The organism is Aquimarina agarilytica ZC1 (assembly GCF_000255455.1).
Taxonomy (GTDB): domain Bacteria; phylum Bacteroidota; class Bacteroidia; order Flavobacteriales; family Flavobacteriaceae; genus Aquimarina; species Aquimarina agarilytica.
This window is the reverse complement of sequence record NZ_JH621247.1, coordinates 53,476-67,853: the sequence shown is the minus strand read 5'-3', so window position 1 is coordinate 67,853 and position 14,378 is coordinate 53,476. Positions and strand designations below refer to the sequence as shown.

The following is a 14,378-nucleotide window of genomic DNA, read 5'->3' as shown; positions in this document are numbered from 1 at the left end:
ATCTTGTTTCTTTTTTACAATTCATGCGTTAAAAAATGAAACAATAACTAAAGCTATTTCCCTCTACCTTCAAGCATCAACTGACTCATCACTATCGTACTGCCCTGTCTTTGACTTGCAAAAAAAAAAAAAAAACCGAAACCACATTAATGTGATTTCGGTTTATACTTATTTTACTGTAAAATTGTTATTTCAACTTCTTTTTCACAGCCACTTCTTGGAAAGCTTCAATAATATCACCTTCTTTAATATCATTATAATTCTTGACTTGCATACCACAATCGTATCCTTTAGCCACTTCCTTAACATCATCTTTAAAACGTTTCAAGGCTGCTAATTCACCAGTGTAGATCACTACACTTTCACGAATTAAGCGTATCTGATTATTTCTAAAGATTTTACCAGTAAGCACCATACAACCTGCAATTGTACCAACTTTTGAAATCTTGAATGTTTGACGAATTTCTGCTGTACCAGTAATTTCTTCTTTCATTTCTGGCGAAAGCATTCCCTCCATAGCATCTTTCAAGTCATTTATCGCATCATAAATGATTGAATACATTCTGATATCAATTTCTTCCTTGTCAGCAACCATACGTGCATTACCTGCTGGTCGTACATTAAATCCAATAATAATTGCATCAGATGCCGAAGCTAATAATACATCACTTTCTGTAATTGCTCCTACCGCTTTATGAATAATATTCACATGAATTTCGTCGGTAGATAACTTCTGGAATGAATCTGTTAATGCCTCAACTGAACCATCCACATCACCTTTAAGAATAATATTTAACTCCTTAAAGTCTCCAAGTGCAATTCGACGACCAATTTCATCAAGTGTAATATGACGCTGTGTACGTACAGATTGCTCACGGTGTAACTGCGCTCTTTTTGAAGCAATATCCTTAGCCTCACGCTCATCATCCATCACATTAAACTTATCACCCGCTTGAGGCGCTCCATCTAATCCAAGAACAGATACTGGCGTTGAAGGTCCAGCTTCCAAAACACGATTACCGCGCTCATCCTGCATTGCTTTTACCTTACCACTGTTTTTACCAGCTAACAAGTAATCACCAACTTTTAATGTACCCGACTGTACCAATACTGTAGATACATATCCACGTCCTTTATCCAAAAAGGCTTCAACAACTGTTCCAGTTGCTATTCTATTTGGATTTGCTTTTAACTCTAATAATTCAGCCTCTAGCAATACTTTTTCCAACAACTCCTTAACACCTAAACCTGTTTTAGCTGAAATATCATGAGATTGGATTTTACCACCCCACTCTTCAACTAGCAAGTTCATTGCCGCTAATTTTGTCTTTATATTATCTGGATTAGCCGTTTCCTTATCTACCTTGTTAATTGCAAATATGATAGGCACTCCAGCAGCTTGCGCATGACTAATTGCTTCTTTTGTTTGAGGCATAATATCATCATCCGCTGCAATTACAATAATAGCAATATCAGTCACCTGAGCCCCACGTGCACGCATCGCCGTAAAGGCTTCGTGACCCGGAGTATCTAAAAAGGCAATTTTTTGACCACTATCCAACTGCACCCCGTAGGCTCCAATATGCTGTGTAATTCCTCCACTCTCTCCAGCAATTACATTCTCTTTACGAATGTAATCTAAAAGCGATGTTTTACCATGATCAACATGTCCCATTACCGTAACAATAGGCGCTCTTTCTAATAAATCCTCTGGTGCATCAACAACTTCTTCAATTGCTTGCTCTATATCAGCTGTTACAAAATCAACTGTATATCCAAATTCATCTGCAACAATAGTTAATGTCTCGGCATCTAAACGCTGATTCATTGTCACCATCATTCCAAGCGACATACATGCCGATATAATTTGAGTAACACTCACATCCATCATAGTTGCCACCTCACTTGCAGTAACAAATTCAGTAACCTTAATTACTTTACTTTCTGCTGCTTGAGCTGCTTGATCCTCCTCTGTCTTTTGACGGTGTTGATCTCGTTTATCTCTTCTGTATTTAGCTCCTTTACCTTTACCTGATTTCCCTTGAAGTTTTTCAAGAGTTTCACGTACTTGCTTTTGTACTTCTTCTTCTGTTGGTTCTGCCTTAACAATTGGCGCACGTTTTCCACGTGGTTGAAATTTACCACCACCTCGGTTATTACCACCACGGCCTCCACCTTGACCTTGGTTAGGCCCTTTACTTATACGCTTTCGCTTTCGCTTATTCGCATCGTTTGAAGACGACTTATCATCCTTCTTCTTTTCAGGCTTTTTAAATTGAGACAAATCAATTTTTTGACCTGTAAAATTAGGACCATCAAGTTTTTTATATTGTGTTTTCACCTTTTCAGATGGTGCATCACCAACTTCGGCATGCTTAGGACCAGATGTCGCAGCTGGAGAAGCAGCAGCTTGCTTGGCAGCCGGTGCCGCCTTCGCTTTTTCTTCGTCAACTTTTGCAACTTTAGGCTTTACTGGTTTTGCAATTGGTGCTTGACCAGTAATTTTTATCCCTTGCTTTTTAGGCCTATTTGAAACTACCTGTGGTTCTTCCGGAGCTTTTTCAACCTCCTTCTTAGGAGTAGCTACCTCCTTTTTAACAGGGACTTCTTTTTTTACAGGAGCCTCTTTTTCAGTTTCTGTCACAGGTTCGGGCTTTGAACTTGTTTTTGGAGCAGCTTCTTGGTTTGGTTTGTTTAACTCAATTTTACCAACTTGTTTGGGTCCATCAAGTTTTGCTTTCGCTTTAACAACCTCATTGGATTGTGCTTTTTTACGCTTCTCTTCTTGCTCCGTTTCAATTTGAATACGGATCGCTTCCTTTTCTTTGCGCTTTTCTTCCCCTTTTTCCTTTGAGGCCACCTTTTTAGATTTATCTCCCTGAAATTCATCAGTCAATAACTGATAAATTTCCGCAGAAATCTTGGTAGTAGGTCGCGCGTCTATTTCGTGACCTTTTGCACTTAAAAAGTCCACAGCCCTGTCTAACGAAATATTAAATTCGCGCAAAACCTTGTTTAATCTCATGTTGTTAACTCCAGCCATAAATGCCTATTCTATTCTGTATCTAATGTAATACTATTATAAGGTAAGTCTGTTATTTAATCGTCAAATTCCGATTTCAAAATACGCATTACCTCATTTACGGTTTCTTCTTCTAAGTCCGTTCTTTTTACAAGATCAGCCACATCTTGCTCCAATACACTCTTAGCAGTATCCAAACCAATTTTTGAAAACTCTTCAATAATCCATGCATCTATTTCATCTGAGAATTCAGTTAATTCTACATCTTCCTCAACTCCCTCTCTAAATACATCTATTTCATACCCTGTTAACATTCCTGCTAAACGAATATTATGCCCTCCTCGACCAATGGCACGCGACACCTCTTCAGGCTTCAACATTACCTCTGCTCGCTTAGTTTCTTCATTAATTTTAACCGAAGTTACCTTTGCAGGACTCAATGCTCTAGTAATATATAACTGAACATTATTTGTATAATTAATGACATCAATATTTTCGTTCCCTAATTCACGAACAATACCGTGAATACGAGATCCTTTCACTCCAACACATGCTCCTACAGGATCTATACGATCATCGTAAGTATCCACAGCTACTTTTGCTTTTTCACCTGGCGCACGTACTACATTTTTTATTGTAATCAACCCATCAAAAACTTCAGGGATTTCTGATTCAAATAATTTTTCTAAAAACGAAGGAGCTGTTCTTGACATTATAATTGAAGGCTTATTCCCTTTTAGCTCCACCTTTTCAATCACCCCTCTTACGTTTTCTCCTTTACGGAAAAAATCAGATGGTATTTGCTTCTCTTTTGGAAGAATCACTTCATTACCATCATCATCCAATAATATTACTGCTCTATGACGAATATGATGCACTTCTGCCGTATACATTTCCCCTTCAAGCTCTTTAAATTGCTTATACAGGTTTGTATTATCATGCTCATGGATTTTAGCTATCAAATTTTGACGCAATGCCAAAATTGAACGACGCCCTAAATCTATCAATTTCACCTCTTCAGAAACATCTTCACCCACCTCAAAATCAGGCTCTATTTTACGCGCTTCAGAAATTGAAATTTCTTGATTTTCATCCTCAACTTCACCATCATCGACAACAATACGATTACGCCAGATTTCCAAATCACCTTTATCCGGATTTACAATGATATCAAAATTATCATCTGAACCATATTTTTTCTTCAAGGCACTTCTAAAGGTTTCCTCTAGAATAGACATTAACGTAACTCGGTCGATAGACTTATCGTCCTTAAACTCCGAAAACGAGTCTATTAGCGCAATGTTTTCCATACTCTGTATTAATTAAATTTTACGACTACGTGCGCTTTTTTTACTTCTCCATAAGGAATAACCTTTGTTTTTTGAACAGTTACTTTCCCTTTACCAACCGGCTTAGGTTCTCTGGCTTTCCATTGAAGTGTAAAATCATCCGCTGTTGTAGCTATAAGTTCCCCTTCTATTTCTTCTTTTTCAGTTACTACATTTAAAGTTCGTCCTATATTTTTAGGATACTGCCTAATATGCACTAAACCTTCTGTAATTCCTGCTGACATTACTTGTAGAGAAAAATCTTCTTCCTCTCGATCTAAATTATGCTCTATAGCCCTGCTTATCTCAATACAATCATCAACACTCACTCCTTCATCCCCATCAAGAATCACTTGAATAATATTTGCTCCAGTTATTTGGAAACTAATTAAAAACAAATTAGACCTTTCAACTAAAGCTTCTTCTAATAAGCTCTCTACTTTTTGTTTGAACATTTTTTAGTATAAAAAGAGGGGACTTCCCGTCCCCTCACCCTTGTTTTTCATTTTCAACAGTGCAAATATAGCTAATTATATTCAATAAATAAAAAGCTTGAAGTTTTCATTATTTTTTATTAACTTGTTAGATACATTCAATTAAAAATCAATTAGTTATGAAAAACATACTAGTACCCACTGATTTTTCATCAGATGCCTACAACGCACTATCGGTTGCGGCGCAACTCGCAAGAAAAAACGATAGCACCATTCACTTGCTTCATTTACTGGAGCTTCCATCCCACATTAACGACCCCATACTTGGCTCTAACGGCAATTTTCCCGAAGCCATTTTATTCATGAAAAACATTCACTCTAAATTCAAAGAACTTATTGATTCCCCATTACTTGAAGGCCTAAAAACTCATGAAGACGTAAACACACAACCCATCCCTCAAGGAATTATAAAAAGCTGCAATGACAACGAAATCGATTTCATTGTTGTTGGATCCCACGGAAAAGAAGCTTTTTCTGATCTGTTCGTTGGATCAAATACAGAAAAAATTGTTAGAACTGCCAACACTCCTGTTCTAGTAGTAAAAGAACCCACCAACATAAAGAATGTAAAAAACATTGTTTTTGCCTGTAATTTCAAAGATGAGGAAGTTCGTTCACTTAATGCATTACACGAATTTTCAGAAGAAGTGAATGCTAAAATTCACTTACTATATATTAACACCCCTAGAAATTTCAAAACAACACATGCTATTGAAGAAGAAATGAAAGCTTTTCTAAGCAAAACCCCATTTAAAAAAGACAACCTCCACATATATAACGATACTACCATTGAACGAGGCGTACTTAATTTTAGCAACGACATAAATGCCAATCTAATATGTGTTGACGTACACGAAAGAAAAGGCCTATCGCACTTTATAAACGGAAGTATTAGTGAAGACCTTATTAACCATACCCAAATCCCCATACTCACCTACAAACTATAAGCTTAACATATGACAAAAACTTACTCAACATAGGCCACCCAAAAAAACCTACACATATAAACAAAAAAAAGGAGCTTTCAAAAATGAAAGCTCCTTTTAAGTTGGTCTACTAGAACCACCATACTTTTTTAACTCCTATTAATGTCATTTAATTCCCTATATTTGAACACATAAGGGTTTACACAAACTATGTTTAATACTATTTAATGTATTAAACATAGTTTTTATCCCCCTTTTTAACCCCCTAATTAATTAATAACAATCAATATTAATAAGGCTTAAGTTAAACTTCAATAAATATAATGAAACATTACAAAAAAAATTACATACAAACTTTTTGTTGTTTACTAACTTTTTGTTGTGTATATTTACTAACATATAATTGAAATGATAAAATCGTTTGGCGATAAAGAAACAGAAAAATTGTTTGCGGGTCATTCATCTAAAAAGATAGATGCATCAATTCAAAAAAAAGCTTTTAGAAAGCTCGTACAAATTCATTCATCAAAAGATTTAAATGATCTTACGATTCCGCCTGGCAATAGATTACACCAGTTACAAGGAAATTTAAAAGAATATCACTCAATTAGTATAAATATGCAATGGCGAATTATTTTCAAGTGGAATAATCACAATGCTTACGATGTAGAAATTATAGATTATCACTAAAAAGATGTAAAAATGGAAAAGCAAATGAACGTACACCCTGGAGAGATGCTTAGAGAGGATTTTTTAAAACCCATGGGAATAACAGCCTATAAATTGGCTAAAAGTATTGGCGTAAGTGATTCTAGAGTAGGTAAAATTGTACGTGAAGAAATGGGTATAAGTGGCGAAATGGCATTAAGATTAAGCAAATTTTTTGGAAACAGCCCAGAATTTTGGTCAAACTTACAATCCTTCTACGAAATTAGGAAAGCTCAAATTGAAAAAGAAGATGACATTAATAAAATTCAACCTTATACAAAACAAGCAGTTTAGCTAATCTATCCTTACTAGCACTTATAGCTTTTAGCAGGTAATAATTAAAATTTTATGCAAGTTTCATTCACATTACGAAAAGATAAAATAAACAAAGACGGATTTATTCCTGTTCGTATGATTATCACTCTAAACGGTGAAAGGATTCGTAGGAACGTAAAGAGCGTAAGAACCAAGCAAAAGGACTGGAAAAACCAAAGAGTTAAAGCCAATCTTAAAAATGAAGATTACAATTTCCATATTGAATTCAATAAGGAGCTTGATGAACTTGAAAACAAGCTTAAGCTAATTCATAGGCATGCCTTGCTAAACAACATTCCATTAACTAAGGAATATGTAATTGACAAGCTTGAAAACGACAGCATAAATTCAAATAGTATTGCTCCAAGTTTTTTTGAATCATTCCAAGAATTTATTGACACCAATAAATCAACTAAGGCAAACGGTACAATTAAAAAATATATATCCTGTAAAAATTTCATAAAGGATTTTGATGTAGCAAAAAAATATAACTTAAGATTTGACAATGTTGACGTTAATTTTTACGAAGATTTTAGAGATTACGCTTTTGAAGAAAGAAACACGCTCAATAATTATTACGGCAGAATAATATCAGTGCTTAAAACTTTCATGAATTGGTCTTACGAAAGAAAATACCATGAAAATTTAGAATTCAAAAAATTTAAGACCGTAAGCAATACAATCGAGGTAATTTATTTAACCATGGATGAACTGATGAAACTCTATAATTACGAGTTTGAATCTAAACGCCTGGAACACGTTAAAGACTTTTATTGTTTAGGTTGCTTTTCAGGATTGAGATTTAGCGATATAAAACAGCTTAAACCTTCAAATATTTATGAAGATTACCTAAAACTTAATGTTCAAAAAACAAAGACCATTGACCACAAAATACCTTTAAATGCTTTTTCCAAAGCCATTTTAAACAAGTATAAAGACACTCTTTACGAGCCTATACCTAAAATCTCAGGTCAAAAATTTAATCAGTATATAAAAGAGTGTTGCAAAATAGTTGGCATTGATACTCCTGTAAACACTACACGATATATTGGTCAAAAAAGAGTTGATAAAGTGTTTCCAAAACATCAATTAATTACTAGTCATACAGCTAGAAAAACTTTTGTGACAAACTCTTTAATTCTTGGAATGAAAGAAATGGTAGTACGCAATATTACTGGTCATAAAGATGAATCGTCGTTTAAACGCTATGTAGAAATTGCTGATGATTTTAAGAAAAACGAAATGGATAATACTTGGAATAAAATTTGAATATGTACAATATAGAATACATTAAAAAAATGGTAACTAGTTTAGAATGGTTAGATACCAACTCTGAAAAAGAAACTCCCGAATTTTATCTCGTTAAAGGTATGATAGCTAATCTGCCTTTTTTGGATAGAATTAAACTGTTAGGTTCAATTTTAGGTATGCCTGAAGACAACGATCTTCTATCATTACCATTCACTCCAGGACATTTTAACCTGTTTTTTGATTTAGAGTATTGCAGAATACATCCGCATACTAATGAGTTACTGATATATGATAAACTTATGCTAGATGAAGCCAATTATAATTATTCCCAAGGTGATGATTCAGCACTAGAAGCTTTTAATTGGCTTCATCAACCTGAAAACATAGATCATCTTGAAATCAACAATTACCATGTTAGAATTCAACAAAAAATCGTAAGTAAAATCTATTTAACAGGAAATAATTTTAATAATGGAGAAACAGACCCAGATTCTATTTTAGAAATACTATATGGAATTACTACTGGATTACAGTATAGAAAATTTTTACTGAAAAAGTATAAAGAACCCATAGTAAACCATTCTAGCAAATATATGCATCCCACAATTGCTAATGATTTTTTAACCTTGGAGAATAAAAAAATAACAAATAAAAGTTTGCTTGATTTAACAGAATCTACAATTTGGGAACTATTAACTCAATTACAATCAAACGAAGACTTAAAATCAAATCAAGACTATCTGACTCAAATAATCAATATTGACACCTCTACAATTAGCAAACAAAATCTATCAAAATTTATTAAACGATTCTTTGAGGAATATTGCACTCTACTTCCAATAAACAGCAACGATTTTTTTGATTTTCTATTTGTAAAACAAAGTTTTAATCATGAAAGATTAGACCTAAATAGGGATCAACTTGAAAAAATTATGGAAATGTTCTTATTTCTTTCCGAAAAAAACGCTCTTAAAAAATCAAAGAAAATTCAAATTATAAGAAATCTACATAGCTATTTTAACACTAAACTTTCCATTCCTATGCTAAAAAAGATTTACAATAAAAGCACTACCCATCCTAAAAAAAACACTTTATTAAATTACTCAATGTCTTGGAAAGAATTATCTATTTAAAAAAAATTAAATATATAAAAATCTGATTATCAGCAAATAAAATTATCTTTTCAAAAACGATAATTTATCATGTGATTTTAAAAATAGTTTTGATGTGTTAACAAAAGTTAACTATGAATTATTTAAAAATCAATTAACATGAGTAATCCAATATTATACGGTTTTTCAAAAAAGGACTTAGAACACACTATAGAATTAGTGGTGAATCGCCTTAGAAAAACTGAGCTGATAGATGAATCCTCAGCTAATCCCGAAGAAGATAGACTTACCCAAACAGAAGCAGCAGACTTACTTGGAGTTTCAGTGCAATGCTTAATTAAATGGAAAAAGAAAGAACTCATACCCTACTATAAAATAGGCAGGACTGTATTCTATTCTAAAAAAGAGCTTTTAACTCAAGCAAGAAAAAACTCAAAGCTTGTAAAAGCATCTAGAAAATAAAAAAGTCTAAAATAGCTTCTGACACTTCTTTTAGACTTTCTAATTAACATCTAACATATTAATACAGCACAAAGATACTGTATTTACAAAATCATTTACTATGGAAAAATCCAAGCCAAACTATTATGCAATACTCCCTGCAGAAATAAGATACGACAAAAGGTTATCGCCGGCTGCAAAGATTCTTTTTGCCGAAATAACCGCTCTTACTAATAATCACCGTATTTGTTGGTCTACTAATAAATATTTTGAAGAACTCTATCAAGTTTCGAAACAAACTATCAATAACTGGCTTCTTCAATTGGAAGAATGCGGATACATTGAAAGGTTTATTTATCGTGCTGATGGTAGTAAAGAAATTTTGCATAGGTATATCACAATTTTTTCCCACCCTAGTAAAATTAATTTGAATAGACCTATACAAGAAATTTTGAATGATAATAATACGAGTATTAATAATACATCTAATAATTATTTAAAAAAGAAAAATTCAAAAAGAAAATTCATTAATGCTAATCCAAGAAAAAAATGAAAAACTCTCTAGGGCAACAGGCAAAAATTCAAATGGGTTTGGAAACTGAGGAAGAAAGAAAAAAAAGAATTGAGCTCAAAAAAGAAGAAACCAAAAAAAGCAATCAATATTTTGATTCTCTGAAAGAAAAAAACAAACCTAGACCATTAACACCAATTCCAACTCAGTGGATAAAAAAACAAATTTGGGTAGAAGGCAAAAAATATTTTGCTTCAAAGGGGAGATACTTCAATGTTGATAGTGAAAATAAGCTCTTTTTAGATATCATCTCTCGATACTTTTCGGACGATATCGAATTTGAAAAAATAACAAATGGAGAGCTTAGAAAAGGGCTTTTAATTTATGGCGAGTGTGGAACAGGAAAGAGTTCAATATTTGATATTATTCAAAGCATAAGCCTAAAGTATGATTTAAAGCAAATCTATTTTAAAAACACTTCGGTTCATACTGTGATAACTGAGTTTAACAAAGAAAGTAAGGCGTATGGAAATGGTGGTGAATCTGTAATTGAAAAATATTCCAGAGGCACTATTCATTTTGATGATTTAGGCACTGAAAACCAAGTACAAGCTTGGGGAATTAAAGAAGAACTTTTCGATCGCATTTTACAGATTAGATATAACAATTTCAAAAATTTAGGAAAGAAAACTTTTGTTACCACAAATCTTAGCATTGAAAAACTAGAAAAAAGATACTCCCCTCAAGTAAAAAGTAGATTATATGAAATGTTCAATATTATTCCTTTAACAGGAAATGATCGTAGATTTTAAAAAATCAGAAACTCAACTTAAAAAACAAAACATGATACCATCAAGAATGAAATTACAGCTCCTACAGCTATTAGTCAGAAATGTAATGATCTTATTTTTTCCAATAGCAATAATCAGCGGTTTATTTTTTCTGTTCGCTGAATCTTTAACAACAGAATCTTTACAATGTCTAAAAGAAACAAATTTAAGAGGAAAAAAAGCTTTTTATTTCCTCTTAAGGAACCTGGATTTTAACCTCAAAAATTTATCTATTTCACTATGTAATATAGTCTTGTTTTCGTTCCTAAAATTCCAAAAAAAATACAACTGGAAAGACGCCTTTTATAAAACCTCATTATTAGGGGTTTTACAGCTCATAATTTATAGTTGTTATTCTATTGCTATGAGCAATAAAAAACAAGGAATTGTTCTTGGCGAACATGATCTCCTTCGGATCTATTTTGAGACGGATAAAATATTTTATGCCTGGTATATTCCATTAGGCTGGATAGCTATTTATTACTTCATTTTATATACCAAAAAAGGAGGCCAAATTATCCATAATAGATACTTCTAAACTTCAAACCTGTGTAAAGTGTAACAAACTACACTTTCTCCGAAAGGTGAAGTTTGCTCTCCGAGGGGGAGATAGTTTAATAGTAAAATTAAAAATAATACAAAATGAGCTATGCAATTTTAAGACTTAACAAAATAAAATCATTGTCGGGATCACTAGGCAATCATATTGATCGATGCACAAGTGATGGAGAATTATGCTATCCGTCAAATATTCAAGATAGAGCCATTTTAAACAATATACATTGGGACAAAAACGGGCAGTCATACACACAAAAAGAATGGGCTAATTATTGTAAAAAAACACCATTTCAAGACCGCATTCAAAATGAAATAAAATCACGATATAAAATTCAAAAAAACATTCGAAAAGATGCTGTAAAAGCTATTGACTATATCATGACTTCTGATAACGCAAAAATGGCTGAAATCTTTAGTGACGAAAACTTAGTTCAAAGCTGGATGAAAGATAATAAAACATTCCTATCTGAAACATATGGCGAAGAAAATGTTTTGAGTATGCATTTACATCTTGATGAAACAACACCCCATTTACATGCTGTAATTGTACCAATCACAAATGATGGAAGATTAAGTGCTAAAGAATTTATTAATGGAAGAAAATCCTTAGCCGAACAACAAACACGCTATGCTGAATTAATGGAAAAATATGGAATGCAAAGAGGTGAAGCAGGCAGTAAAACCAAACACGAACAACTTTGGAAAAAGGACAAACCGCAACACACTCAAATTTACGAAAGATGAAATTAGATTTTTTAAAACCAAAAACACCTCCATTCTATTTAAAGAGCGGTAGGTTTTCAAAACACTACAGAATAAATAATCTGAATCGTGGAGCTATTGCCGTAGGCGGTGCAGGAAGTGGAAAAACGTATTCGTACATAAACCCATTACTTTCTTACTGTGTAAAACACAAAGGCTGTATAACCTTTGACCCAAAAGGAGAATTGACACCACTAATAAATGGAATTGCTAAGCAAAACGAAAAACCTATTATCAATTTTAGTTTAGATAACAATTTTAATACTATTAACGTGCTTTCATTGTGTGAAGATAAATCAGACATTATTGAATTCAGCAGTTATTTTTTAAGTGGTATCGTGGGTATTCCAAAGAACGACGCAGCTAAGTACTTCTTTAATTCTGCAAAAAGTATACTAACTGGAACAATTCTTTTCTTAAGAAAAAAGCACCCAAAATTCTGTAGTATCCCACATATTATTGCATTATTTCTAACTGCTAATCCTGAGCAAATTATCAAGCTGATTTTTAGTGACGAAGAAGCTAAAAGAAGTGCACAGGTACTTTCTAGTGTTTCAGGAGACAAAAAACTCTTAGGCTCTATGATGAGTACTTTTACTGCTTTTTTTGCTTCGTTAGATGTACCGCGAATATTTAGAAACCTACTTTCCGATACTGATTTACCATTACCTAACGACCCAAACAATCCAAGTATAATAAACTTAATCTTCAATTTACAAAAGCGAGATATCTATAGCCCTATTTATAGTTCAATTATTGGTCTAATTCTAAAAAAGATGAATATCCCTGACCAACACGAAAGTGCTGTAATTATTGACGAATTTACAGTATTATCTATTCCAAATTTTAGCAATATCCCTGAGACAGCAAGAAGTAACAAAATAGCTACTTGTATTGCCATACAGGATTTTAGTCAACTAGTTTTAAAGTACGGAAAAGAGGAAGCTAGCTCAATTATAGCCAACATGGGCTCTCAATTTCTTTTCAGAACCACAAGCCCTGAAACCTTAGATCATTTTCAAAAAACATTAGGCAAACGAGAAGTCGAAAAAACATCTATTTCAGAAAAACAAGGAGGTTTAAGTTTAGATGGTCCAACTCATAGTTATTCAAGTATCGAGAGAGACATTTTAAGACGTGAAAAAGTTATTAATTATAAAGCAGGTATGTGTACTGCCATCATTGCTGAAGGTAATGAAAGACTTATTGAAGGCAAACGATTGAATGGAAATCACTACTTAAAAAAAATTAAGCCCATTCCTATCCAACCTCAAAAAAATATTGATGAGCAAAGAGCTTACGAAAAAGTCTATAGTGACATAAATTTTTTACTCAAAAAATCTACTACAACACCTACTCTAACTAAGAAATTCAATCTTTAACATTTAAATTTTTATTATGAAAAAACTATTTTTTTCCATAGCAGTAATAGCTATGGCACAGGGAGCATTTGCTCAAAACGAAACAGAATTACAAAAGCAATCTGAAGAAACCCTTCACTTCCAATTAAATCGTCTGCAGATGCAAAATAAGCAAATCGAAAATGAATTAAAACTATTACAAAAGAGCTATAGCACTAGATCATTTAGGCTAATGAAAAAAGAAAAATCAAGGAAAACCACATATGCAAGCTTTGAAACTATTATTGGTATAACAGACAATGAAGGTCTAGGTTATCAAGCGAATTTCAGTATTGAAATAGATACTGATAAAAACAAGGGGCTTGAAATGGGATTGTATTATGACAACAATGATTTACTAGCCAAAGAATTAGAAATACCTTCAGAAGTCTTTATTTTGAATTTAGGATACACTAAACAGCTTAGTTTTTTAAGCAATAAAACAAGCACCATTACTACAAGATTTACAATTGGTGGAGCTGTAGGTGCTGAATTACTAAACGACGGAAAAGACAAACTCTCAAACGGTGCTATTCTAGAAACCGAAGATGGTCTAATCTATGGTGGTTATACAGGAATATTTTCTCTTTTCAAAATCAACAATAACCTATCTGCTGTATTCCGCAATTCAAACTTCTTTACTACTAGCGATGTTTCATTACATAAGTTCATTATCGGAGCCGGAATACGCTATCACTTTTAATCTTAAACTTTTACAAT

The 14,378-nt window shown here is 33.0% G+C and carries 14 protein-coding genes; 11 read left to right on the top strand and 3 right to left on the bottom strand.

Going from position 1 to position 14,378, the window contains the following annotated elements; translation table 11 throughout:
- Positions 1-187: 187 nt before the first annotated feature.
- Genes infB through rimP form a run of 3 tightly spaced genes read right to left on the bottom strand, consistent with a single transcriptional unit; the run spans position 188 to position 4,805 of the window.
- Positions 188-3,043 (bottom strand): translation initiation factor IF-2, encoded by a 2,856-nt coding sequence (infB, locus tag KQA_RS0201330; RefSeq protein ID WP_010177366.1) that lies wholly within the window; start codon positions 3,041-3,043, stop codon positions 188-190.
- Positions 3,044-3,099: 56 nt separating this feature from the next.
- Positions 3,100-4,332: a transcription termination factor NusA gene (nusA, locus tag KQA_RS0201325; protein WP_010177365.1), complete on the bottom strand. Its 1,233-nt coding sequence runs from the start codon at positions 4,330-4,332 to the stop codon at positions 3,100-3,102.
- 8 nt (positions 4,333-4,340) lie between these two features.
- Positions 4,341-4,805: a ribosome assembly cofactor RimP gene (rimP, locus tag KQA_RS0201320; RefSeq protein ID WP_010177364.1), complete on the bottom strand. Its 465-nt coding sequence runs from the start codon at positions 4,803-4,805 to the stop codon at positions 4,341-4,343.
- Between the two features lie 158 nt (positions 4,806-4,963).
- On the opposite strand from rimP, the gene KQA_RS0201315 reads away from it, so the two are divergent.
- The 11 genes from KQA_RS0201315 (at position 4,964) to KQA_RS0201260 (ending at position 14,361) form a co-directional block, all read left to right on the top strand.
- The gene (locus tag KQA_RS0201315) at positions 4,964-5,791 is read left to right on the top strand and encodes a universal stress protein (protein ID WP_010177363.1); all 828 of its coding nucleotides are present in this window, start codon (positions 4,964-4,966) and stop codon (positions 5,789-5,791) included.
- A 387-nt stretch (positions 5,792-6,178) separates the two neighbouring features.
- Positions 6,179-6,460 carry a type II toxin-antitoxin system RelE/ParE family toxin gene (locus KQA_RS0201310; RefSeq protein ID WP_010177362.1) on the top strand — a complete coding sequence of 94 codons (282 nt, stop codon included), beginning with the start codon at positions 6,179-6,181 and terminating at the stop codon, positions 6,458-6,460.
- Positions 6,461-6,472: 12 nt separating this feature from the next.
- Positions 6,473-6,772, top strand: coding sequence for a HigA family addiction module antitoxin (locus tag KQA_RS0201305; protein WP_010177361.1), 300 nt, complete (start codon positions 6,473-6,475; stop codon positions 6,770-6,772).
- A 54-nt stretch (positions 6,773-6,826) separates the two neighbouring features.
- The gene (locus tag KQA_RS0201300; protein ID WP_010177360.1) at positions 6,827-8,062 is read left to right on the top strand and encodes a site-specific integrase; all 1,236 of its coding nucleotides are present in this window, start codon (positions 6,827-6,829) and stop codon (positions 8,060-8,062) included.
- A gap of 2 nt (positions 8,063-8,064) precedes the next feature.
- The gene (locus KQA_RS0201295; RefSeq protein WP_010177359.1) at positions 8,065-9,177 is read left to right on the top strand and encodes a hypothetical protein; all 1,113 of its coding nucleotides are present in this window, start codon (positions 8,065-8,067) and stop codon (positions 9,175-9,177) included.
- A gap of 138 nt (positions 9,178-9,315) precedes the next feature.
- Positions 9,316-9,618, top strand: coding sequence for a helix-turn-helix domain-containing protein (locus KQA_RS0201290; RefSeq protein WP_010177358.1), 303 nt, complete (start codon positions 9,316-9,318; stop codon positions 9,616-9,618).
- A 100-nt stretch (positions 9,619-9,718) separates the two neighbouring features.
- Positions 9,719-10,150: a helix-turn-helix domain-containing protein gene (locus tag KQA_RS18290; RefSeq protein ID WP_010177356.1), complete on the top strand. Its 432-nt coding sequence runs from the start codon at positions 9,719-9,721 to the stop codon at positions 10,148-10,150.
- Positions 10,147-10,920 carry a P-loop NTPase family protein gene (locus KQA_RS19405; protein WP_010177354.1) on the top strand — a complete coding sequence of 258 codons (774 nt, stop codon included), beginning with the start codon at positions 10,147-10,149 and terminating at the stop codon, positions 10,918-10,920. The genes KQA_RS18290 and KQA_RS19405 overlap by 4 nt, the downstream gene beginning before the upstream one ends.
- Positions 10,921-11,580: 660 nt before the next feature.
- Complete coding sequence (gene mobV, locus KQA_RS0201270) at positions 11,581-12,240, top strand: MobV family relaxase (protein WP_010177350.1); 660 nt, start codon at positions 11,581-11,583, stop codon at positions 12,238-12,240.
- Positions 12,237-13,640, top strand: coding sequence for a type IV secretory system conjugative DNA transfer family protein (locus KQA_RS0201265; protein WP_010177348.1), 1,404 nt, complete (start codon positions 12,237-12,239; stop codon positions 13,638-13,640). Before mobV ends, KQA_RS0201265 begins: the two co-directional genes overlap by 4 nt.
- A gap of 16 nt (positions 13,641-13,656) precedes the next feature.
- Positions 13,657-14,361, top strand: coding sequence for a conjugal transfer protein TraO (locus KQA_RS0201260; protein ID WP_010177346.1), 705 nt, complete (start codon positions 13,657-13,659; stop codon positions 14,359-14,361).
- Positions 14,362-14,378: the final 17 nt, after the last annotated feature.

Excerpts from the sequence above, each read along its gene's own strand:
- infB (WP_010177366.1), bottom strand. The coding sequence starts at position 3,043 with ATGGCTGGAGTTAACAACATGAGATTAAACAAGGTTTTGCGCGAATTT.
- nusA (WP_010177365.1), bottom strand. The coding sequence starts at position 4,332 with ATGGAAAACATTGCGCTAATAGACTCGTTTTCGGAGTTTAAGGACGAT.
- rimP (WP_010177364.1), bottom strand. The coding sequence starts at position 4,805 with ATGTTCAAACAAAAAGTAGAGAGCTTATTAGAAGAAGCTTTAGTTGAA.
- KQA_RS0201315 (WP_010177363.1), top strand. The coding sequence starts at position 4,964 with ATGAAAAACATACTAGTACCCACTGATTTTTCATCAGATGCCTACAAC.
- KQA_RS0201310 (WP_010177362.1), top strand. The coding sequence starts at position 6,179 with ATGATAAAATCGTTTGGCGATAAAGAAACAGAAAAATTGTTTGCGGGT.
- KQA_RS0201305 (WP_010177361.1), top strand. The coding sequence starts at position 6,473 with ATGGAAAAGCAAATGAACGTACACCCTGGAGAGATGCTTAGAGAGGAT.
- KQA_RS0201300 (WP_010177360.1), top strand. The coding sequence starts at position 6,827 with ATGCAAGTTTCATTCACATTACGAAAAGATAAAATAAACAAAGACGGA.
- KQA_RS0201295 (WP_010177359.1), top strand. The coding sequence starts at position 8,065 with ATGTACAATATAGAATACATTAAAAAAATGGTAACTAGTTTAGAATGG.
- KQA_RS0201290 (WP_010177358.1), top strand. The coding sequence starts at position 9,316 with ATGAGTAATCCAATATTATACGGTTTTTCAAAAAAGGACTTAGAACAC.
- KQA_RS18290 (WP_010177356.1), top strand. The coding sequence starts at position 9,719 with ATGGAAAAATCCAAGCCAAACTATTATGCAATACTCCCTGCAGAAATA.
- KQA_RS19405 (WP_010177354.1), top strand. The coding sequence starts at position 10,147 with ATGAAAAACTCTCTAGGGCAACAGGCAAAAATTCAAATGGGTTTGGAA.
- mobV (WP_010177350.1), top strand. The coding sequence starts at position 11,581 with ATGAGCTATGCAATTTTAAGACTTAACAAAATAAAATCATTGTCGGGA.
- KQA_RS0201265 (WP_010177348.1), top strand. The coding sequence starts at position 12,237 with ATGAAATTAGATTTTTTAAAACCAAAAACACCTCCATTCTATTTAAAG.
- KQA_RS0201260 (WP_010177346.1), top strand. The coding sequence starts at position 13,657 with ATGAAAAAACTATTTTTTTCCATAGCAGTAATAGCTATGGCACAGGGA.